This is a genomic window from Phyllobacterium lublinensis, from assembly GCF_020164435.1.
GTDB classification, from domain to species: Bacteria; Pseudomonadota; Alphaproteobacteria; order Rhizobiales; family Rhizobiaceae; genus Phyllobacterium; species Phyllobacterium lublinensis.
The window spans coordinates 188,263-208,228 of the sequence record NZ_JAIUDQ010000002.1; the positions used below are offsets into that span (position 1 = coordinate 188,263).

Here is a 19,966-nt window from a genome sequence, read left to right on the forward strand (position 1 = left end):
CTCAGTGCGCTTCCTCCCAATTGTTCGCGGCACGAGCGTCAACCTGAAGCGGCACAGCAAGCGAGATGGCAGGCATAGCGGCGTTCTGCATGACGTCCTGAATAACCGGTATCGTCGCTTCCACTTCCGCATCCGAAGTTTCGAAGATCAGTTCGTCATGAACCTGCAGCAACATGCGCGCAGAGAGCTTGGCTTCACTCAGTGCCGGTTCCATTCGAACCATGGCGCGTCGGATGATGTCGGCGGCCGAGCCCTGAATGGGCGCGTTGATCGCGGCGCGTTCGCTGAATGCACGGTGTTGCGGATTGGACGAGCGAATTTCTGGATAGTGGGCACGCCGACCGAAGATTGTTTCGACATAACCGTGCTGGCGGGCAAATGCCTTGGTGGATTCCATATAATCCCGGATACCGGGAAAGCGCTCAAAATATGTGCGGATGTATTGCCCGGCCTCCTCACGCGGGATTGACAACTGATTGGCAAGCCCAAAGGCGGAAATGCCATAAATAATACCGAAATTGATGGCCTTGGCACGGCGGCGCACTTCCGATGGCATATCCTTCACCGGAACGCCGAACATTTCCGACGCCGTCATCGCGTGAATGTCGATGCCGTCGGCGAAAGCCTGGGTGAGTTGCGGAATCTCGGCGACATGGGCAAGAACGCGCAGTTCGATTTGGCTGTAGTCGGCCGATATCAGCTTGTTCCCGGGCTCTGCAATGAAGGCTGTGCGAATCTTGCGGCCTTCACTGGTGCGCACCGGGATGTTCTGGAGGTTCGGCTCGGACGAGGAAAGCCGGCCAGTCGAGGTTGCCGCCATGGCATAGGACGTATGAACACGCTTCGTTCGCGGGTTGATATAGCCGGGCAGTGCGTCGGTATAGGTGGATTTCAGCTTGGTCAACTGGCGCCAATCGACGATCTTCCGCGGTAATTCATGACCCTCTGCGGCAAGGTCCTCCAGGAGCTGGGCGGAGGTGGACCATTGACCGGTCTTGGTTTTGGATCCGCCAGGCAGGCCCATCTTGCCGAACAGGATGTCACCCATTTGCTTGGGCGAGCCAATATTGATCTTTTCCCCGGCGAGCCGGTAGATGTCTTCCTCGATGGCGGCGGCCGATTGGGCGAGATCGCCTGAAAGACGAGACAGGATTTGCCGGTCAACGGAAATGCCGCGCTCCTCCATGCGGGCGAGCACGGGAATAAGCGGGCGTTCGAGTCGCTCATAGACCGACACGAGTCCGTCCGCGACAAGACGTGGCTTCAATAGCCGCCACAGGCGCAAGGTCACATCGGCATCTTCCGCCGCATATTGGGTAGCATGTTCGACGGCGACCTTGTCGAAGGTAACCGATGATTTTCCGGACCCGATCAGATCCTTATAGGAGAGAGGCTTGTGTCCGAGCCAGCGATCGCAGAGGCCATCCATGCCGTGGCTGCCTTCACCGGCATCAAGCACATAGGAGATCAGCATCGTATCATCCAGCCGATGAAGATCGATGCCGTGGCGATGCATGATGAGCCACTCATATTTCATGCCGTGCGCGACTTTCAAAACCGAGCGGTCCTCAAGCAGCGGCTTCAGCAGACGGAAGACATCCTGTTCCGGTATTTGGTGGTCCACCAATCCGCCGCCAAGGAGGTCTCCTTCGCCCGATTTGTGGTTGATGGGGATATAGGCAGCTCTTCCCGGTCGGGTGGCCAGCGACAAGCCCACAACGTCTGCCTGCATGGGGTCGGCCGAGTTGGTTTCGGTGTCGAAGGCAATGACTCCGGATGTCATCGCCTCGTTGATCCAGACCTCCAATGTCGCGATGTCACGGATGGTTGTGTAGGCGCTTCGGTCGAACTTGGCAGTCAATATCTCGTCGGTTCGCGATTTGACGAGGTCCGCAGGGGTTGCCCCTGCATTTGACGCGGATTGTTTGGGGGAGGCGACCGAAAGATCAGTCTCTGGCGATACCGGGCGCGCTGCATCCGACGCGGTCGCGGGTGCCATATCGACGTCCGGGCCATGTGCCTCGGCAACCGCTTCGATCTTCAGCTGCGCGGGCTGGATCTGACTTGCATCGACGCCGGTGGCTTCCGCCGCACGCCGGATCAACGAGTTGAATTCCATTGTTTTCAGAAATGCAATGAGCTTCTGGCCGTCCTGCGGTTCCAGGCTGAAATCCTCGAGGCCAACGTCGACCGGCGTATCCGTCTTCAAGGTTACCAGTTGACGCGAAATGCGGGCTTGCTCCGCATATTGAAGAATGTTTTCGCGCCGCTTCTGCTGCTTGATTTCGCCTGCACGGGCCAAGAGCTGATCAAGGTCACCGAATTCCTCCAGCAACTGCGCCGCCGTCTTTGGTCCGATACCGGGAACGCCCGGCACATTATCAGTCGAGTCGCCGGTAAGAGCCTGAAGGTCGATCATTTTCTCCGGCGGCACGCCCCATTTCTCGATGACATCCGGAATACCGATCTGCTTGTCCTTCATGCTGTCATACATCGACACGTTTGGCGTGACGAGTTGCATGAGGTCCTTGTCCGAGGAGATGATGGTAACTTCGGCGCCGGCCTCCTCGGCCATGCGCGCATAAGTTGCTATGAGGTCGTCAGCTTCGAATCCTTCCTTCTCGATGCAAGGCAGATTAAAGGCTTTCGTTGCCTGGCGAATGAGTCCGAATTGCGGGATCAGGTCTTCAGGGGGAGCAGAACGGTTCGCCTTGTATTCCGGATAGATTTCCTTCCGGAACGTATGGGATGAATAGTCGAAGATCACTGCAAAATGTGTCGGGGTATCCCGCACCGACGTATCCCGCGCTTCCCGCAGCAGCTTCCATAGCATGTTGCAGAATCCGGAGACTGCACCCACGGGTAAGCCGTCGGATTTGCGGGTCAGCGGGGGGAGTGCATGATAGGCCCGAAAGATGTAGCCGGACCCGTCGACGAGGAAGAGATGATCACCTTTTTTCATGGGCCATAGGATTAAATGATGATCTGCAAAAAGGGAATGAGCTGTCGTTTCGTTTCCCCGAAAGATCGTTCAAAGATGGTTCGATACTGACAGGTGAGCATCACGCGTTTGTTACAAACATGTAATGTCCGGCGCCCTTGAATTGCCACGGTTTGCCCCCCAAATCGTAGGTGTCGACGTTAGATCGATGTCCGGGTTAAAAGGCTCGTCCCCCGCCTGACCCCGGACGCGGCCAGCCTCATCCCCCTCTCCAGGGTTGACCGCTAATGAGTGTAGTGATCTGGTCGCCTGTGGTCCCCCCGCCACGGCGACCATTTCTTTTTGGTGGGTAATATCAGGCACTTTTTTGTGCCGATGTTCCAAAAATGCGCTAAGAAGAACCCCCTCACGAATCCAGGCCCCACAAATCAGGAAATATCCATGCCAGCTCTCGAACCTGTCTTGAACACACTTGATGGCAACCTCGACAAAAGCCTGGAGCGCCTCTTCGAATTATTGAAAATCAAGTCGATCTCAACCGATCCGGGTTTCAAGGCAGAATGTCGCAGAGCTGCCGAATGGCTGGTTGACGATCTCAAATCCATTGGCTTCGATGCCAGCATTAGAGATACGCCCGGCCACCCGATGGTCGTGGCCCACCACGCCGGGCCGACGCCTGATTCGCCACACGTGCTGTTTTATGGTCACTACGATGTACAACCCGTGGACCCCCTGGATCTTTGGGAGAACGACCCTTTCGCGCCGGCGATCAAGGATGTTGGCGAAGGTCGCAAGATCCTGACCGGACGGGGAACGTCCGATGACAAAGGCCAGTTGATGACCTTTGTTGAAGCCTGCCGCGCCTACAAGCAAGTGCATGGCCAGCTCCCGGTAAAAGTATCCATCCTGTTCGAGGGTGAGGAAGAATCGGGCTCGCCATCGCTCAAGCCGTTTCTGGAGGCCAATCGCGATGAGTTGAAGGCCGATTTTGCCCTCGTTTGCGATACTGGTATGTGGAATGCCGAAACACCCGCAATTTCAGTTGGTCTGCGCGGACTTGTCGGCGAAGAGATTGTGGTCAAGGCCGCAGACCGGGACCTTCACTCCGGCCATTTCGGGGGGGCTGCCGCCAATCCCATTCGGATTCTCGCGAAGGTTCTCGCTGATCTGCATGACGACAATGGCGCGGTCACAATCCCCGGCTTCTATGATGGTGTCGAGGAAACACCCACTCAGATCCTGCAAATGTGGGATGGACTTGGCACCACCCCTGAAAGCTTTCTCGGACCGATCGGACTTTCGATCCCTTCCGGAGAACGTGGCCGTTCGATTTTGGAGTTGACTTGGGCCCGTCCGACAGCCGAGATCAATGGCATAACGGGCGGCTACACCGGACAGGGCTTCAAGACCGTGATTGCCGCGCAAGCTTCGGCGAAAGTTTCGTTCCGTCTCGTGCACAAGCAGGATCCTGGCAAAATTCGAGAGGCGTTGCGCGCCTTTGTTCGCGAACGCATTCCAGCGGATTGTTCGGTCGAATTTCACGAGCACGGCGGCTCCCCTGCTATTCAACTATCCTATGAGTCGCCCCTTCTGACCAAAGCCAAGAATGCCTTGAGTGACGAGTGGCCAAAACCCGCCGTCCTTATCGCAATGGGAGGATCAATTCCGATCGTCGGCGATTTTCAAAGGATGCTCGGCATGGAATCGCTTCTCGTTGGCTTCGGCCTTGAGGATGACCGGATCCATTCACCAAATGAAAAATATGAGCTGAATTCTTTCCACAAGGGTCAGCGGTCGTGGGCGCGTATTCTTGCCGCGCTCGCCAAGTAATCGAAAGAGACAGTCAGATGAGCATCCGCTTTCACCGCAACGATCTTCCAGATTTGAGCAATTATCAGGTCGATGCCGTTGCAATCGACACCGAAACGCTCGGCCTCAATCCGCATCGCGACCGGCTTTGCGTGGTGCAAATCTCACCAGGGGACGGCTCAGCCGACGTTATTCAGATCGATAAGGGCCAGAAAACAGCGCCTAACCTGGTTAAGCTTCTCGCAGACAGTGAAATCACCAAGATCTTCCATTTCGGGCGATTTGACCTTGCAGTGTTGTTCCATACCTTTGGAGTTATGCCAAAGCCGGTATTCTGTACCAAGATCGCTTCGCGTCTGGTGCGGACTTACACTGACCGGCACGGCCTGAAGGAAATCTGCAGCGAACTGCTGGACGTAAATCTCTCCAAGCAGCAGCAATCGTCAGATTGGGCAGCACCGGAGCTGTCGCAGGCCCAGTTGGAATACGCGGCGTCGGACGTGCTCTACCTCCATCGCCTGCGCACCATCCTGCAGCAACGGCTGGTGCGTGACGGGCGATCCGATGAGGCCGAGGCTTGTTTCGAGTTTCTGCCAACCCGCTCCAAGCTAGACTTGATGGGCTGGGAAGAGCAGGACATTTTTGCTCATAGTTGAGCCGGCTATTCGGCCGAAGCCAGTGCTTCCCGACGAACCGGGGCGCGATCAATATGCGCCCATTGCGGTCGCTTGAACAGAAACTGCCCGTACCCGGACCATTGGATGAGCCAGTAAAGCACAACGGGGCCAAGGACACCGCTCGCAACCGTCAGCAGGGATATTGTGCCGATATCGGTAACAATGCCAGTTTTGAGGAGTAAGGTGCGGGCGATTGCCATTGGCAGGAAGAACGCCAGGTAAACAACAATCGAATGCGCGCCGAGCCAACGCAATGGTGCGATTGCCCTTTCGGCATGCGGCGCAAGGCTTGCGAGCAACGCAGAGACCGAGACGATCGCCAGCGCCCCGGCGAAACCCGCCGCCAATGAGATTACGGGTACACTGCTCCAGCCGCCGAGACCGCCTGACGCGTAGCTTTCCTCCGGGATCCAGGCTGAAAATGGCGCTGATGCCGGACTGAAAACGAGCCAGCCATTGATAAGCGCCCAGACGCCGAGAAAGGCCAAGGTGATCGATGGGCGTTGCCGCAGCCAGTCTGCCACACGGAAAATTGCCGGCGCCAAGGCGTATCCGGCAAAGAAGTAAACGAACCGGCTGCAGAATTCGTCAATCACAAGCCAGCCGGTATGGATGGGCAGCGTCTCGAGCAGAGCCGCGCCGAGCAGGATAAGCCAGATGTTGACGTTCTTGACCAGCCGTGTGACCACAAAGAAGACTGGCAACAGGTATATGAACCATAGGGTTCCAAAAGGTTGAACAAAAGCAAGAAGATACGCGGAAACTGCGCCGGTGGCGCCACTTTCGGCAACGATGCCCGGCGCCTTGAACAAGAACTGTATGGTCAGCCATAGCACATAGAAGTAGGCAAAGTGGACGATCTTGCGGTCGGCATAACGCAGCCACGGCCGGTCGATGACAAGACCCAGAAAAAGGCCTGAAATCAGAAAGAAATCAGGCATGCGGAAGGGCTGGGCAAAAGCCACAATGGGATGCATCCAGCCTCGCGCCCCGGCTTCGTTTTCAACACCGAGGACCGAATGCATCATGACGACAAAGATGATGCAGATGCCTTTGGCAATATCGACCCAATCAACGCGTGTCTTTGCGCCAGTGCCTACCATGCTCTGCTCCCCAATCCGTTCTCCTTTGATACTCGAAAAATCAGAAGAGGAAGTAAAATTCGGGTGATGAATCCGCCAAAAACAAAAATGCCGGGCAAAAGCCCGGCGAATTGTGAACGCTAATGCGTCCAGAGGGGAACACGCAACGAGCGAAAAATGGGAGGAGAACCACTCGTTACGCAAGGATGAAAATAGGACCGGCCCAACGGCTTTTCAAGGGCCGTAACATATTTTTTTACGCGTGCGATGATTTTTTGTCCGGGACAGCTTAAACCGAACAATTCAGTTGGGCGGATTACCCGCCTGTGCGTTCGTACCGGCGAATTCCTCCATGTCCTTGCAAACGCCATGGCCCCGGAGCTGGCAACCGCCAAGACGATACTGTGCCTCCGATGCAGGGGCAGGATTGAGACGCTCGATGGCCCCGCCACCACAGCCGCTCAGTATCACCCACAAGCCAGCGAGGATTACAAAACGCATTGAAATACTCCCTTACCGATGCCCGAAAGGTAACCTTACCCGTGGCTTTTCTCAATCGTGTGGGGGCCGCGCCAAATCATGCTACTCGAACTTTAACTGCACCTTAAATCGCCGCATTTACCCTGCAACCGGTCGCGGATCATTCTTGCGGCTCAGGTGGGGCGGAATTTTTATCAATGGCATCACGCGACAGGGGCAGACAGCGAATCGAGCCGGGGTTCAGTTCGGACCGCCGTTCGGGTGACGATTTGCGCGCAGATCCGGAGGACAGGCCCGTGGCAAAACGCAAGACCGCACGCAAATCCACCAAGTCCAAACGGGGAAAATCGCGCCGGAGTAGCGCAAGTGGCGGCTTCTTCGGCATGATGCGGCGCGCCGTCTATTGGTCATTCGTATTATGCATCTGGGGCGGCATCGCCCTTGCCGGAACGATCATATATTTCGCGGCCAAGATGCCGCAAACAACGACGTGGTCAATTCCCGACCGTCCGCCCAACGTGAAGATCGTTTCGGTAGAGGGCGATCTGATTGCCAATCGCGGTGCTTCAGGTGGCGAAGCCATCAGCCTGCACGACATGTCGCCATACCTGCCCGAGGCTGTGGTTGCGATCGAAGACAGGCGTTTCTACTCGCATTTCGGCGTCGATCCGATAGGTTTTACCCGTGCCATGGTCGCGAACGTCATGTCCGGACGATTGGTGCAGGGCGGGTCAACCATTACCCAGCAATTGGCGAAAAATCTGTTTCTGACGCCGGATCGCACGATCGAACGCAAGGTCCAGGAAGTTTTGTTGGCCCTTTGGCTGGAGCAGAAATACACAAAGGACCAAATCCTGGAGATGTATCTGAACCGGGTATATTTGGGTTCGGGCTCCTACGGTGTTGCGGCGGCTTCGCGGCGCTATTTCGACAAGTCGGCAAAGGAGGTCACTCTGCCGGAGGCGGCCTTGCTTGCAGGACTGCTGAAAGCACCTTCAAGGTTGTCGCCGGCGCGCGACCCTAAAGCGGCAAGAGAGCGTGCTCAGCTTGTCCTTGGGGCCATGCGTGAACAGGGAATGATTGGAGACAAGGAACTGACTTTCGCCATGAAGCAGCCGGCAACGCGCGCTGCATCCTATTGGAGCGGTTCGGAACAATATGTGGCTGACCGCGTCATGGAAGATTTGCCGGGACTGATTGGTGACGTAGGCAGCGACGTTATCGTGGACACTACGGTAGACCTTGGGTTGCAAAAGCTTGGCGAGGCATCGATCCGCGACTTGATCAGCAAGAACGGCGAAAAACTGAACGTCTCGCAGGGCGCCATGGTGTCAATAGACGGGACCGGCGCCGTTCGGGCCCTCATCGGCGGCTATGACTACGCCAACAGTCAGTTTGACCGCGCCAGCGAGGCCAAGCGCCAACCGGGATCGGCGTTCAAGCCATTCGTTTATCTGTCGGCACTCGAGCAGGGCTTTACACCCGAATCCGTCCGCAATGATGCGCCGATACGCATCGGCAACTGGACTCCTGGGAACTACAACGGCAAATATTTCGGCAAGGTGACGCTTGCCGAGGCGTTGGCTCGATCGTTGAATTCGGTTTCGGCGCAGCTTGTCATGGAAGTAGGCCCGAAGACGGTCGTTTCCACGGCGCATCGCCTCGGCATCGAATCCAACCTGACCTCGAATGCTTCCCTGGCACTCGGAACATCCGAGGTCACGCTACTTGAGCTGACCGATTCCTTCGTGCCCTTTGCCAATGGCGGTTACAAGGCGCCAGTGCATATTATTCGCCGGGTCACCACGAACGAGGGCAAGGTGCTCTATGAGCACAAGAGCCCGGCTCCAAATCGTGTTGTTGATTTGCGCAATGTCGGCATGATGAATGCGATGCTGAGACAGACCGTGGAAAGCGGGACCGCCACAAAGGCGAAGTTCGGTTGGCCCGCAGCTGGCAAAACAGGTACCAGCCAGAATTTCCGCGATGCCTGGTTCATCGGGTACACATCAAACCTGACGACAGGAGTGTGGTTCGGCAATGATGACGGCAAGCCGACCAAGAAAATAACCGGCGGTTCGCTGCCCGCTATCGCGTGGAAAGACTTCATGGTTGCCGCCCACAAGGGCGTTCCGGTTGCATCACTACCGGGCGAGTATCAGCTGGATCATCAGGTCGACGAAGGCAACGATATCCTGCCGTCGTCCGGAGTGGACCCGGCGGTGCCCGCATCGGAAGGCGTGCCTTCGGCGCAGCTCAACACCGGGGGCCCCATGCCACCGGTTGACGTGGGCGATCAGACCGGCTCCACCCGACCGGTGCCTCCCGCTGACGTTGGAGGCAACGGTCAGAGGGGACGCAAGACCACGCTGTTCGATCTAATCATGGGTAACTGATGCTCTAACTCGTAAGCGTTCGCTTCACGGCAGTTTTCCAACCGGCAATCTTTGTCTTGCGGGTCTTTTCGTCCATCTTCGGTATGAACTGGACATCGCGCTCCCAGGTCTTGGAAAATTCGCGCCGGTCGGGCCAAATACCGGCTTTCGAACCGGCAAGCCAAGCGGCGCCGAGCGCGGTAGTCTCCAGGATCACGGGGCGATCGACCGGTGCATCAAGGATGTCGGCGAGTCGTTGCATCGTCCAATCGGATGCAACCATGCCGCCATCGACACGCAACACCGTCTTCGTGGCGGACGACTTCCAGTCCTTGCGCATTGCGTCGAGCAGGTCGCGCGTCTGGTAGGCAACCGATTCAAGCGCTGCACATGCAAATTCTGCCGGACCGGTATTGCGGGTAAGGCCGTAGATCGCTCCTCGTGCATCCGCATCCCAGTGTGGAGCGCCAAGACCGACGAAGGCAGGAACCAGGTAGACGTTCTGGCTGGGATCCGCCTGGTCCGCGAGTTTACCCGTCTCAGGGGCAGAGCCTATAATCCTCAGACCATCGCGCAGCCATTGGACGGCTGCGCCTGCGATGAAAATCGAGCCTTCAAGTGCATAGGTCGTTTTTCCATTGAGCCGGTATGCAATGGTCGTCAGCAACCGGTTCTTTGACAGCACCATATCGCTACCGGTGTTGAGGAGCGCAAAGCAACCCGTACCGTAGGTGGACTTGAACATGCCAGGTTCGAAACAGGCCTGACCAATCGTGGCGGCGTGCTGGTCCCCGGCCACGCCAAGTATGGGAATCGTGGCGCCAAACAGGTCCGCCTCGGCGGCGCCATAGTTGGCGGCGCAATCCTTGACTTCCGGCAACATGGCGCGTGGGATACGGAGCAAATCCAGAAGCTCGTTGTCCCACTCATTGGTGGCGATATTGAACAGCAGCGTGCGAGAGGCATTGGTGGCATCGGTGGCGTGCACCTTGCCGTCGGTCAATCGCCAGATGAGAAAACTGTCGACAGTTCCGAACAGCAGATCGCCATGGGCAGCACGCTTGCGCGCCCCGGGAACGTTGTCGAGAATCCAGGCAAGCTTGGTGCCGGAGAAATAGGGGTCGAGAAGCAAGCCCGTCTTCTTGGTGAATGTCTTTTCAAGCCCCTGCTTCTTCAATTTTTGGCAGATCGGTGCCGTACGCCTGTCCTGCCATACGATTGCATTATGAACGGGTTTTCCAGTCGCTTTGTCCCAGACGATAACCGTCTCGCGCTGATTGGTGATGCCGATGGCAGCAACGTCGCCCGCCTGGATCTTGGCATTCTCGATCGCTACCTGGCATGTACTGAGGACGGATTGCCAGATTTCTTCCGGATCGTGCTCGACCCAGCCAGATTGCGGGTAGATCTGTGTGAATTCCTGTTGGCTCTTGCCAACCACCTTGCGGTTTCTGTCAAAGATGATGGCGCGGCTCGATGTTGTGCCTTGATCGATGGCCAGGACGTATCCGTTCATGCTTCCCCCCTTGATTTGGGCGTCACAATATTTACCCCGGACTGACAGATCAATCGTTGCGACATGATAAGCCTCGAATTTCATCTGGCGATGCGATATTGCTGTGCCAATGGAGTATCCTCATGACCAACAATGAACCACGCAAGGTGCTTGTGCTGACCGGTGCCAGTCGCGGTATCGGCCACGCCACCGTGAAACGTTTCTCGCGCGCAGGCTGGCGCGTCATCACCTGCTCCCGCCAGAGCTTTGACGACAACTGTCCTTGGCCGGCCGGACCGGAGGACCACATCAAGGTGGATCTGGCTAATCCCTCCGACGTCGACCACGCGGTTTCCGAGATACGGCAGCGGCTGGCGGCGGAGGGCGGAAGGCTCAATGCGCTGGTCAACAATGCCGGCATTTCACCCAAGAATGGCTCTGGAGAGCGGCTTGATTCGATCGAAACACCCATGCAGACATGGATGGCGGTTTTTCAGGTGAACTTTTTCGCGCCGATCATGCTGGCGCGCGGCCTGTTCAAGGAATTGGAGGCAGCACAGGGTTCGGTTGTTAATGTGACTTCGATTGCGGGTAGCCGCGTGCATCCTTTCGCAGGCACTGCCTATGCGACGTCAAAGGCGGCGCTCGCTTCGCTGACCCGCGAGATGGCATCGGATTTCGGCCCGCATGGGATCCGCGTCAATGCGATCGCACCCGGCGAGATCGACACCGCCATTCTGTCTCCGGGCACCGACAAGCTGGTCGAACAACTGCCGTTACGTCGTCTCGGCAAGACGGCCGAAGTTGCCGAGACGATCTATTTTCTCTGTACCGAATCGTCGTCCTACGTCACCGGATCTGAGATCCACATCAACGGCGGTCAACACGTCTAGGTAACAGCCCTCCCACGCGGGGAGGGCTGTGTTCCAATCTTCAAACGTAGCGGTTTACAACGTTCTCCAGATATTCCTGCCTGCCCGAACGCGGTTGCGGCTGGATGCTGCCGCCTTCGACCTGCTTGGCGATGTCTTCAAGCGAGAGTTTGCCCGAGAGCATGGCCTGCGCATCGGGTTTCGACCAACCGGCGTAACGGTCATCGACAAAGCTGGTTAGAACTTTGTCCTCGATCATTTTGGCCGCCGCCTTGAGGCCTCGGGCACATGTGTCCATGCCACCGATGTGCGCGATCAGCAAATCCTGAGGATCGAGCGATTGGCGGCGCAGCTTGGCGTCGAAGTTCGTGCCACCCGTTGTGAAGCCACCGGCCTTGAGGATCTCATAATAGGCCAGCGCGACTTCCGGAACATTGTTCGGGAACTGGTCGGTATCCCAGCCGGATTGGTAATCGTTACGGTTCATGTCGATCGAGCCGAAGATGCCCAATGCGGCTGCCGTGGCCAGCTCATGTTCGAAGGAATGACCCGCAAGGATCGCATGGCCCTGTTCCAGGTTGACCTTGACCTCGTTTTCGAGGCCGAAACGCTTGAGGAATCCGTACACCGTCGCAGTGTCGTAGTCATACTGGTGCTTGGTTGGTTCCTGTGGCTTTGGCTCGATGAGAATCGCCCCCTTGAAACCGATCTTGTGCTTATAGTCGACAACGAGACTGAGGAAACGACCCATCTGGTCGAGCTCGCGCTTCATGTCAGTGTTGAGCAATGTTTCATAGCCCTCGCGACCGCCCCAAAGGACGTAATTCTCGCCCTTCAGCTTCTGGGTAACGTCGATACAGCTTTTCACGGTTGCCGCCGCATAGGCGAACACTTCGGGATCCGGGTTGGTCGCAGCGCCCGCCATATAGCGGCGGTTGGAAAAGAGGTTGGCCGTGCCCCAGAGCAACTTGGTGCCGGTCGCTGCCATCTTGCCTTCGAAATAATCGGCGATCTCGTAGAGGCGCTTGTTGCTCTCGGCAATCGTATCACCTTCGGGACGAACATCGGCATCGTGGAAACAGAAATAGGGTGCGCCTAGGATGGAGAACATCTCGAATGCCACGTCGGCCTTCAGCCTCGCGCCATCCATCGTATCGTTGAACCATGGGCGTTCGAAAGTCTGCCCGCCGAAAGGATCGCCGCCCGGCCAAACGAAGGAATGCCAATAGGCGATTGCAAAGCGAAGATGATCCTCAAGACGCTTGCCGAAAACAATCTCATCGGGATTGTAGAAACGATAGGCGAGCGGATTGGTGCTTTCCGGGCCTTCGTATTTGACTGGTTTTATATCACCAAAGAATCCGCTGCTCATGATTGAACTCCTTTTAATGCAGGATAAAGGTTGTGATAACGATTGTATGCCGCGTCGAAGGCGCCGGAGAGACGCGTTTCGGGCTCGATGGTATAGTCAGTAGCCGGGGCGGTGCAGGTCGCGCGCGCGTCGGTATTTTCAGCTGCGATAAGCCCGAGCCGTGCAGCTCCGAATGCGGCACCGAAATCACCGTCTGCTGGAACGTCAACGGGAACGTTCAGCGCCGTCGCGATCGCCTTGAGCCAGTAGGCCGAGCGCGAACCGCCACCGACTGCGGTGACGCGCTCGAGCTTCGTTCCCGCCGCAGCAAGCGCATGCAGGCAGTCGCGGAATGCAAAGGCAACGCCTTCAAGGACGGCCTGTGTCAGGGCAGCCCGGCTGCTGGCGTGTTCCAGGCCGTGAAACGAGCCGCGAATGGTGGAGTCGTTAAGTGGCGTACGTTCACCGGAAAGGTAGGGAAGAAACGTCACGCCGGATGGAGCATGCAACTCATCGCCAAGTTCGCCAGTAAGCTCGGCTGGCGTTCGCGATGCGATCCCGGCATACCAGTTCAGAGCGTCGGTGGCGGACAGGATAACGCCCATCTGGTGCCAGGTGTTGGGCAGGGCATGGCAGAAAGTATGAACGGCGCTTTCCGGATTTGGCAAGTAGGCGTTATTGGCGGCAAACAGAACTCCTGATGTGCCCAGAGAAACAAAAGCATTGCCTCCAGCGACCGTGCCCATGCCGCAGGCAGACGCTGCATTGTCGCCGGCACCGCCTGCAACCACAACGTTGCTTCCCAGGCCCCAGCGCGTGGCGAGTTCGGATCGCAAGATGCCGGAAGCCTCGGTCCCTTCTACAAGCGATGGCATGTAGCTTGGATCAAGACCGGTCGCTGCAAGCAGTTCCTCTGACCAGGCACGCTTCCCTACGTCCAGCCACGACGTTCCGGCTGCATCGGACATTTCCGACACATGTTCACCCGTGAGCCACAGCCGCAGGTAGTCCTTCGGCAGGAGCACTCGGCTCAGCTTCGCAAAAACGTCAATTTCATTGTTCTTGACCCAGGCGATCTTTGGCGCGGTGAACCCGGGAAAGACGATATTTCCGCTAATTGCGCGAAACCTGGGATTACTGTCCAGTTCGGCGGCTTCCTTATGGCTGCGGGTGTCATTCCACAAAATACAAGGACGCAATACCTGGTCACTGGCATCGAGCAGCGTTGCGCCGTGCATCTGACCAGAGAGACCGATTCCTCTTACGGCACCAAGCTGCTTGGCGTGCGTGGCCTTGATTGCGGCGATGGCATCGTCGGTGGCCCTGATCCAATGGGACGGGTCCTGTTCCGACCATCCGGAGTGCGGCCGCGCAACATCGAGTGTTCCGGTTCCAGAGGCTATGACGGACTGCTTATCGTCAATCAGTAACGCCTTTACCCCGGACGTGCCCAAATCGAGCCCTAGATACATGGATTTTTCTCCTGAATTCTTTCTTAAATTGCACGCTTCAGCGGTACTTCCTTGACGTCGCCCGGCGCGAATACCTGGGTGTCGAGATGAAGCAACGACGTCATCATGCAGCCTTGCAGGATCAGAGGATGCTCGTCCGGGTAGCAGCGGATGTTGAGGTCCTGCGCTGCGCCCCAGCCTGACGTGCCCGAGACAATTCCGCGCAACTCATCCTCCATGAGATCGAAAACGCCAGCGCCTGGACCAACCAACGCCACTGGAACCGGATCAATAAGGGAAAACAGACTGCGCAATCCGGATCCGATTGCCTCACCGGCCTTGCGAAATGCCGCGCGCTCACGGCCGTCTTTAGCCCGTGCACGATCGGCGAGCTCGCCAAAAGCTGCAGCATCCACATCCTGGGCTGGCTGCGAATCATCTTCCTGGCCAGACGTTTTTCGAAGGATCGCATAGTCGCTGGCGTAAGCTTCGATACAACCGTGCCGGCCACATCGACATAGTGCGCCATTGGGTAGGTGCAGCATGTGGCCGAATTCGGCGGCCGAAGATTGGGCTCCCACAAATGGTTTACCCTTCAGGTACAGGCCCATGCCGATGCCATGCGAAAGCAGAATCGCTGCAAAGTCTTCGGCGTAATGGTCGGGGTCCATCCAGCGCAGTGCCTCGGAGATCATGTTGCAATCATTTGCAACCGCAACTGCAACGCCGTAGCGCCGTGAAAGCGCGGCACCAAAAGCGATATTGTTATCGGGCGTAATCGGTGACCATAGCATTGTCGCACTGGCTGCATCCGTTACCCCCTGCACCCCCATCGATATGTGCATGAGCCGTCCGGACTTGGGGGGGAGACTTTCGAGCTGGTTGTCAAGCATCTGGCAGATGGAGTCGTTGAGCGTGTCCTTTGTTGCGGCCAATGTCGGTACGCGGCGAAATTCCTCGGAAATCATCTGCCCCCTATAGTCGAACAGGACGGTGTGAACGAGATTAAGGGCAAGTTCGACAGCCGCAATCGTGGCGATTTCCGGATTGAGTGCGAGAGCGACCTGTGGCCGTCCGCGACGATTGGATGCGACATCGCCATCGCGGCTCTCGCCAATGATACCTTCGCCTATGAGGGCTGTCGTGATGGCCGATACGGTCGACGGACTGAGACCTGTCTGGGCAACAATGTCGGTGCGTGACAGCGATCCGTGTCTACGCAGGGCAGTCAGGACAAGCCTCCGATTTTGACGCCGGACGTCGTCAGGCCGCGCGATCTCGTCGATCAACAAAATGACATCCTCCCAGAATCTTTTTTTGTGCAGTGCAAAATTATTGTTGCGCTGCAATAGGTTATCCTACCTAAATCTAAGTTGACATAGAAATGATTTTAAGTCACTATTTTTTTCGAGCCTCGAAATAAAGGGGTTTAGGTGCAGACCGGAGGTGAAGGTCATGCATCGATCAGTCAACGTGCTGCATGCACTGGGAGGGTTATCATGAAAAAATACGCAACCGCTTTGGCGGGCGCTGCGGTCCTTGCTGTCTCCATTGCCGGACCTGCTCTGGCGAAAGACAAGATCGTAGGTGTCTCCTGGTCCAACTTCCAGGAAGAACGCTGGAAGACGGATGAAGCCGCCATCAAAAAGGCACTCGAGGCCAATGGCGACAAGTATATTTCCGCAGACGCGCAGTCTTCTGCGTCCAAGCAGTTGACTGACGTTGAAAGCTTGATTTCCCAGGGTGCGAACGCACTGATCATTCTTGCCCAGGATTCGAGCGCCATCGGACCAGCAGTCGAAAAGGCCGTCGCCGAGGGCATTCCGGTCGTGGGCTATGACCGCCTGATCGAAAACAAGGATGCCTTCTACATTACGTTCGACAACAAGGAAGTCGGCCGCATGCAGGCACGCGGCGTGTTTGCCGTCAAGCCTGAGGGCAACTACGTCTTCATCAAGGGCAGCTCCGCTGATCCGAACGCAGATTTCCTGTTCTCTGGTGCCGAGGAAGTCCTGAAAGAAGCGATCGACTCCGGCAAGATCAAGAATGTCGGTGAGGCCTACACGGATGGCTGGCTCCCGGCAAATGCCCAGAAGAACATGGAGCAGTTCCTGACTGCCAATGACAACAAGGTCGACGCTGTCGTTGCAGCCAATGACGGTACCGCCGGCGGCGCTATTGCAGCCCTGCAGGCTCAGGGTCTTGCAGGAAGCGTTCCCGTCTCGGGCCAGGATGCTGATTTCGCGGCGTTGAACCGTGTTGCGCTTGGTACGCAGACCGTTACGGTCTGGAAGGACTCGCGGGAGCTGGGCGCTCAGGCAGCGGGGATTGCCTCGGCGCTCGCCGACGGCAAGAAGATGGAAGAAATTCCGAACGTCCAGAAGTTTGCAGGTGGTGCCAACAAGGTTGAAGTCAATGCAGTCTTCCTGACGCCGGTACCGGTGACGAAGGACAATCTTGATGTTGTCATCGACGCTGGTTGGGTAACGAAGGATGTTGTCTGCCAGGGCGTGAAGGCAGGTGCAGTAGCCGCCTGCAAGTAATAGCGACAAATCTGTTAAGATTGAGCGCCGCTGATCCATTGGGTCAGCGGCGTTTTAAAAAGAAACTTGGAACTGGGAGAAACAAAATGAGTGATCCGGCCATCAGTATTGACCGGGCCCGCGCGTCCGAACTTGGCATGGTTGCCCGGTTCTTCAAGGCGACGGAGCTCGACACACGCCTTCTCGGCATGATCGGAGCGTTGGTCATCATATGGCTTGCTTTCCAGTTTCTCTCCGGCGGTCAGTTTTTGACACCGCGCAATTTGTGGAACCTGTCGGTCCAGACATCCTCCATTGCCGTAATGGCAACTGGCATGGTCTTGATCATCGTTACCCGTAACATTGATCTTTCCGTCGGCTCCGTGCTCGGATTTGTTGGCATGATCATGGGCGTAACGCAGGCTGAGTTCCTGCCGAAGCTCATAGGTTTCGAAAATCCTGCCACCTGGATCATCGCTTTGGGCATTGGCGTTGTCACAGGCGCGCTGATCGGCGGATTTCAAGGATTCATCATCGCCTTTCTTGGCGTCCCTGCCTTCATCGTCACGCTCGGCGGGCTTCTTGTGTGGCGTGGCGCTGCTTGGTGGGTGACCTCCGGCCGTACCGTTGCACCAATGGACTTGACCTTTCGTCTCATGGGTGGCGGACCTGAAGGGTCCATCGGCGCCATGTGGAGCTGGGTCGTCGGCATCGTCGCGTGTCTTGCCATCGTTGGCATGGTCGTCAACAGCCGCCGCCAGCGTAAGCGTTTCAATTTTCCACGTAGGCCAGTCTGGGCAGAAGTCTTCATGGCCGCGGTTGGCTGCGGTCTTGTCCTCGGAGCGGTCGCCCTCGCCAATGCCTATTATTGGCCGATCGGCATCGTGCGCAAATACGCTGAGGCCAGCGGCATCACCATCCCGGACGGTGGCCTTTTCATTTCGCATGGCATCGCTTTGCCTGTGCTGATCGCTGTGGCCACCGGCATTGTCATGACCTTCGTCACGACCCGCACACGCTTCGGCCGCTATGTCTTCGCCATGGGCGGCAACCCGGAGGCGGCCGACCTTGCTGGTATCAATACCCGCTGGGTGACGATGAAGATCTTTATCATCATGGGCATTCTTTGTGCCATTGCCGGCGCCATTTCGACCGCCCGGCTGAACGCAGCGACCAATGCCCAAGGTACTCTGGATGAACTGCTGACAATCGCGGCCGCCGTCATTGGGGGCACTTCTCTGGCGGGCGGTGTCGGAACGATTGCCGGTGCCATGATCGGGGCATTGCTCATGCAATCGCTGAGTTCCGGCATGGTACTACTTGGTCTTGATACGCCTTTGCAGAACATTGTCGTTGGTCTGGTTCTGGTCGTAGCCGTATGGCTTGACACGATCTATCGCCGTCGTACCGCTTGAGGGGAGAATAGAGATGACTGACACACAAGCACCTCTCGTCGATATGGAGAACATTTCGATCGCGTTCGGCGGTATCCGGGCGGTCGATGGAGCTTCTGTCGATTTGTATCCGGGTGAAGTTGTCGCGTTGCTTGGCCACAACGGGGCCGGGAAGTCGACGCTGATCAAAATCCTTTCTGGCGCTTACAAGCGTGACAGCGGCACGATCCGAGTCAATGGTGAAGAGGCCACGATCAGCAACCCACGCGATGCCAAATCCTACGGGATCGAGACCATCTATCAAACCTTGGCGCTGGCAGACAACGTGGATACCGCCGCTAATCTCTATTTGGGCCGTGAGCTGATGACCCCTTGGGGGACGCTGGACGACGTAGCGATGGAGCACAGTGCGCGAGAGGTCATGGGGCGGCTCAATCCTCGCTTCCAGCGGTTCAAGGATCCGGTGAAGGCGCTCTCCGGCGGTCAGCGCCAGTCAGTGGCGATTGCCCGCGCTATCCTTTTCAACGCGCGCATCCTTATCATGGACGAGCCGACTGCAGCACTTGGACCGCAGGAAACAGCCCAGGTTGGAGAACTCATCAAGCAGTTGAAGAGCGAAGGCATCGGTATCTTTTTGATCAGCCATGACATCCACGACGTCTTCCATCTCGCCGACCGCGTGGCTGTGATGAAGAACGGTCAAGTTGTCGGCACGGCCAAGGTGGGCGACGTCACCGAGGATGAGGTGCTTGGGATGATCATTCTCGGCAAGTGTCCATCGGGGGCGATACCGGGACCCGGTGCGGTCAACTAGTCACAAAAAAGGCCGCTTCGAGCGGCCTTTTTCATTCGATGGATTTGAAGGTCAGATTGACTCGACCTGTTGGACTTCCGGAACGAAATGCTTCAGGAGGTTCTGAATACCGTGCTTCAGCGTTGCGGTGGATGATGGGCAGCCAGAGCAGGCTCCCTTCATGTGCAGGAACACCGTGCCGTTCTCATAGCCGCGGAATGTGATATCGCCACCGTCTTGAGCGACGGCCGGACGGACACGAGTTTCAAGCAGCTCCTTGATCGTATCGACGATTTCTGTGTCCGCGCTGTCGAAGAATTCGCCATCGGTCTCACGCTGCGCCGAATCCGCAACCTGGCTGGCATTGGCCATGACAGGCGCGCCAGACATGAAGTGCTCCATGATCGCGCCGAGAATGGCGGGTTTCAAGTGTTGCCACTCCGGGCCCTCGACTTTTGTCACAGTCACGAAATCGTATCCGAAGAAAACGCCGTTAACGCCGGGGATTGCAAAGATCTTGCCAGCGAGCTGGGAGGCCTCACTTGCACTTGCCGCGTCGCGGAAATCAGCCGTACCTTCCTCCAGCACGACCTTGCCAGGCAGGAATTTCAAGGTCGCCGGATTCGGCGTTGCTTCAGTTTGAATGAACATGGCGGATCTCGCGTCTCTAGTTTAGAATTGTTCAAAGGCGATATAGGCCTTTAAACCCAACTCTTCAAGTCAA

The 19,966-nt window shown here is 57.0% G+C and carries 15 protein-coding genes; 7 read left to right on the top strand and 8 right to left on the bottom strand.

What is annotated here, in order from left to right:
- Window position 1: 1 nt before the first annotated feature.
- Window positions 2–2,962 (bottom strand): DNA polymerase I, encoded by a 2,961-nt coding sequence (polA, locus tag K9U38_RS03920; RefSeq protein WP_224493037.1) that lies wholly within the window; start codon window positions 2,960–2,962, stop codon window positions 2–4.
- Window positions 2,963–3,382: 420 nt separating this feature from the next.
- On the opposite strand from polA, the gene K9U38_RS03925 reads away from it, so the two are divergent.
- A complete protein-coding gene (locus tag K9U38_RS03925; protein ID WP_255606927.1) occupies window positions 3,383–4,771 on the top strand; it encodes a M20/M25/M40 family metallo-hydrolase in 1,389 nt (462 codons plus the stop codon).
- 17 nt (window positions 4,772–4,788) lie between these two features.
- Window positions 4,789–5,406, top strand: coding sequence for a ribonuclease D (locus K9U38_RS03930; RefSeq protein ID WP_224493038.1), 618 nt, complete (start codon window positions 4,789–4,791; stop codon window positions 5,404–5,406).
- Window positions 5,407–5,411: 5 nt separating this feature from the next.
- Here K9U38_RS03930 and K9U38_RS03935 read toward each other — a convergent pair whose 3' ends face one another.
- Together K9U38_RS03935 and K9U38_RS03940 are read right to left on the bottom strand one after the other, a co-directional pair.
- The gene (locus tag K9U38_RS03935) at window positions 5,412–6,530 is read right to left on the bottom strand and encodes an acyltransferase family protein (RefSeq protein WP_224493039.1); all 1,119 of its coding nucleotides are present in this window, start codon (window positions 6,528–6,530) and stop codon (window positions 5,412–5,414) included.
- Window positions 6,531–6,812: 282 nt separating this feature from the next.
- Window positions 6,813–7,010 (bottom strand): hypothetical protein, encoded by a 198-nt coding sequence (locus K9U38_RS03940; protein WP_224493040.1) that lies wholly within the window; start codon window positions 7,008–7,010, stop codon window positions 6,813–6,815.
- Between the two features lie 176 nt (window positions 7,011–7,186).
- On the opposite strand from K9U38_RS03940, the gene K9U38_RS03945 reads away from it, so the two are divergent.
- Window positions 7,187–9,385, top strand: a complete 2,199-nt coding sequence (locus K9U38_RS03945) for a transglycosylase domain-containing protein (protein WP_224493041.1) — start codon at window positions 7,187–7,189, stop codon at window positions 9,383–9,385.
- A 4-nt stretch (window positions 9,386–9,389) separates the two neighbouring features.
- On the opposite strand, the gene glpK is transcribed toward K9U38_RS03945, so the two are convergent.
- Window positions 9,390–10,880: a glycerol kinase GlpK gene (gene glpK / locus K9U38_RS03950; RefSeq protein WP_224493042.1), complete on the bottom strand. Its 1,491-nt coding sequence runs from the start codon at window positions 10,878–10,880 to the stop codon at window positions 9,390–9,392.
- A gap of 122 nt (window positions 10,881–11,002) precedes the next feature.
- Between glpK and K9U38_RS03955 the strand changes: the two genes are divergently transcribed.
- Window positions 11,003–11,752 (top strand): SDR family NAD(P)-dependent oxidoreductase, encoded by a 750-nt coding sequence (locus K9U38_RS03955; RefSeq protein WP_224493043.1) that lies wholly within the window; start codon window positions 11,003–11,005, stop codon window positions 11,750–11,752.
- A gap of 40 nt (window positions 11,753–11,792) precedes the next feature.
- On the opposite strand, the gene xylA is transcribed toward K9U38_RS03955, so the two are convergent.
- The 3 genes from xylA to K9U38_RS03970 are packed head-to-tail and all read right to left on the bottom strand — an operon-like array spanning window position 11,793 to window position 15,822.
- A complete protein-coding gene (xylA, locus tag K9U38_RS03960) occupies window positions 11,793–13,103 on the bottom strand; it encodes a xylose isomerase (RefSeq protein ID WP_224493044.1) in 1,311 nt (436 codons plus the stop codon).
- Window positions 13,100–14,554: a xylulokinase gene (gene xylB / locus K9U38_RS03965; RefSeq protein ID WP_224493045.1), complete on the bottom strand. Its 1,455-nt coding sequence runs from the start codon at window positions 14,552–14,554 to the stop codon at window positions 13,100–13,102. Before xylB ends, xylA begins: the two co-directional genes overlap by 4 nt.
- Before the next feature lie 23 nt (window positions 14,555–14,577).
- The gene (locus K9U38_RS03970; RefSeq protein WP_224493046.1) at window positions 14,578–15,822 is read right to left on the bottom strand and encodes an ROK family transcriptional regulator; all 1,245 of its coding nucleotides are present in this window, start codon (window positions 15,820–15,822) and stop codon (window positions 14,578–14,580) included.
- 210 nt (window positions 15,823–16,032) lie between these two features.
- On the opposite strand from K9U38_RS03970, the gene xylF reads away from it, so the two are divergent.
- From xylF to K9U38_RS03985, 3 genes are all read left to right on the top strand, one after another.
- On the top strand, window positions 16,033–17,076 hold the full coding sequence (gene xylF / locus K9U38_RS03975; RefSeq protein WP_224493047.1) for a D-xylose ABC transporter substrate-binding protein: 1,044 nt from the start codon (window positions 16,033–16,035) through the stop codon (window positions 17,074–17,076).
- An 86-nt stretch (window positions 17,077–17,162) separates the two neighbouring features.
- A complete protein-coding gene (locus tag K9U38_RS03980) occupies window positions 17,163–18,470 on the top strand; it encodes a sugar ABC transporter permease (RefSeq protein ID WP_224493048.1) in 1,308 nt (435 codons plus the stop codon).
- A 13-nt stretch (window positions 18,471–18,483) separates the two neighbouring features.
- Window positions 18,484–19,263 carry an ATP-binding cassette domain-containing protein gene (locus K9U38_RS03985; protein ID WP_224493049.1) on the top strand — a complete coding sequence of 260 codons (780 nt, stop codon included), beginning with the start codon at window positions 18,484–18,486 and terminating at the stop codon, window positions 19,261–19,263.
- 51 nt (window positions 19,264–19,314) lie between these two features.
- Here K9U38_RS03985 and K9U38_RS03990 read toward each other — a convergent pair whose 3' ends face one another.
- Window positions 19,315–19,893, bottom strand: coding sequence for a NifU family protein (locus K9U38_RS03990; RefSeq protein WP_224493050.1), 579 nt, complete (start codon window positions 19,891–19,893; stop codon window positions 19,315–19,317).
- Between the last annotated feature and the right edge of the window lie 73 nt (window positions 19,894–19,966).

Excerpts from the sequence above, each read along its gene's own strand:
- polA (WP_224493037.1), bottom strand. The coding sequence starts at position 2,962 with ATGAAAAAAGGTGATCATCTCTTCCTCGTCGACGGGTCCGGCTACATC.
- K9U38_RS03925 (WP_255606927.1), top strand. The coding sequence starts at position 3,383 with ATGCCAGCTCTCGAACCTGTCTTGAACACACTTGATGGCAACCTCGAC.
- K9U38_RS03930 (WP_224493038.1), top strand. The coding sequence starts at position 4,789 with ATGAGCATCCGCTTTCACCGCAACGATCTTCCAGATTTGAGCAATTAT.
- K9U38_RS03935 (WP_224493039.1), bottom strand. The coding sequence starts at position 6,530 with ATGGTAGGCACTGGCGCAAAGACACGCGTTGATTGGGTCGATATTGCC.
- K9U38_RS03940 (WP_224493040.1), bottom strand. The coding sequence starts at position 7,010 with ATGCGTTTTGTAATCCTCGCTGGCTTGTGGGTGATACTGAGCGGCTGT.
- K9U38_RS03945 (WP_224493041.1), top strand. The coding sequence starts at position 7,187 with ATGGCATCACGCGACAGGGGCAGACAGCGAATCGAGCCGGGGTTCAGT.
- glpK (WP_224493042.1), bottom strand. The coding sequence starts at position 10,880 with ATGAACGGATACGTCCTGGCCATCGATCAAGGCACAACATCGAGCCGC.
- K9U38_RS03955 (WP_224493043.1), top strand. The coding sequence starts at position 11,003 with ATGACCAACAATGAACCACGCAAGGTGCTTGTGCTGACCGGTGCCAGT.
- xylA (WP_224493044.1), bottom strand. The coding sequence starts at position 13,103 with ATGAGCAGCGGATTCTTTGGTGATATAAAACCAGTCAAATACGAAGGC.
- xylB (WP_224493045.1), bottom strand. The coding sequence starts at position 14,554 with ATGTATCTAGGGCTCGATTTGGGCACGTCCGGGGTAAAGGCGTTACTG.
- xylF (WP_224493047.1), top strand. The coding sequence starts at position 16,033 with ATGAAAAAATACGCAACCGCTTTGGCGGGCGCTGCGGTCCTTGCTGTC.
- K9U38_RS03980 (WP_224493048.1), top strand. The coding sequence starts at position 17,163 with ATGAGTGATCCGGCCATCAGTATTGACCGGGCCCGCGCGTCCGAACTT.
- K9U38_RS03985 (WP_224493049.1), top strand. The coding sequence starts at position 18,484 with ATGACTGACACACAAGCACCTCTCGTCGATATGGAGAACATTTCGATC.
- K9U38_RS03990 (WP_224493050.1), bottom strand. The coding sequence starts at position 19,893 with ATGTTCATTCAAACTGAAGCAACGCCGAATCCGGCGACCTTGAAATTC.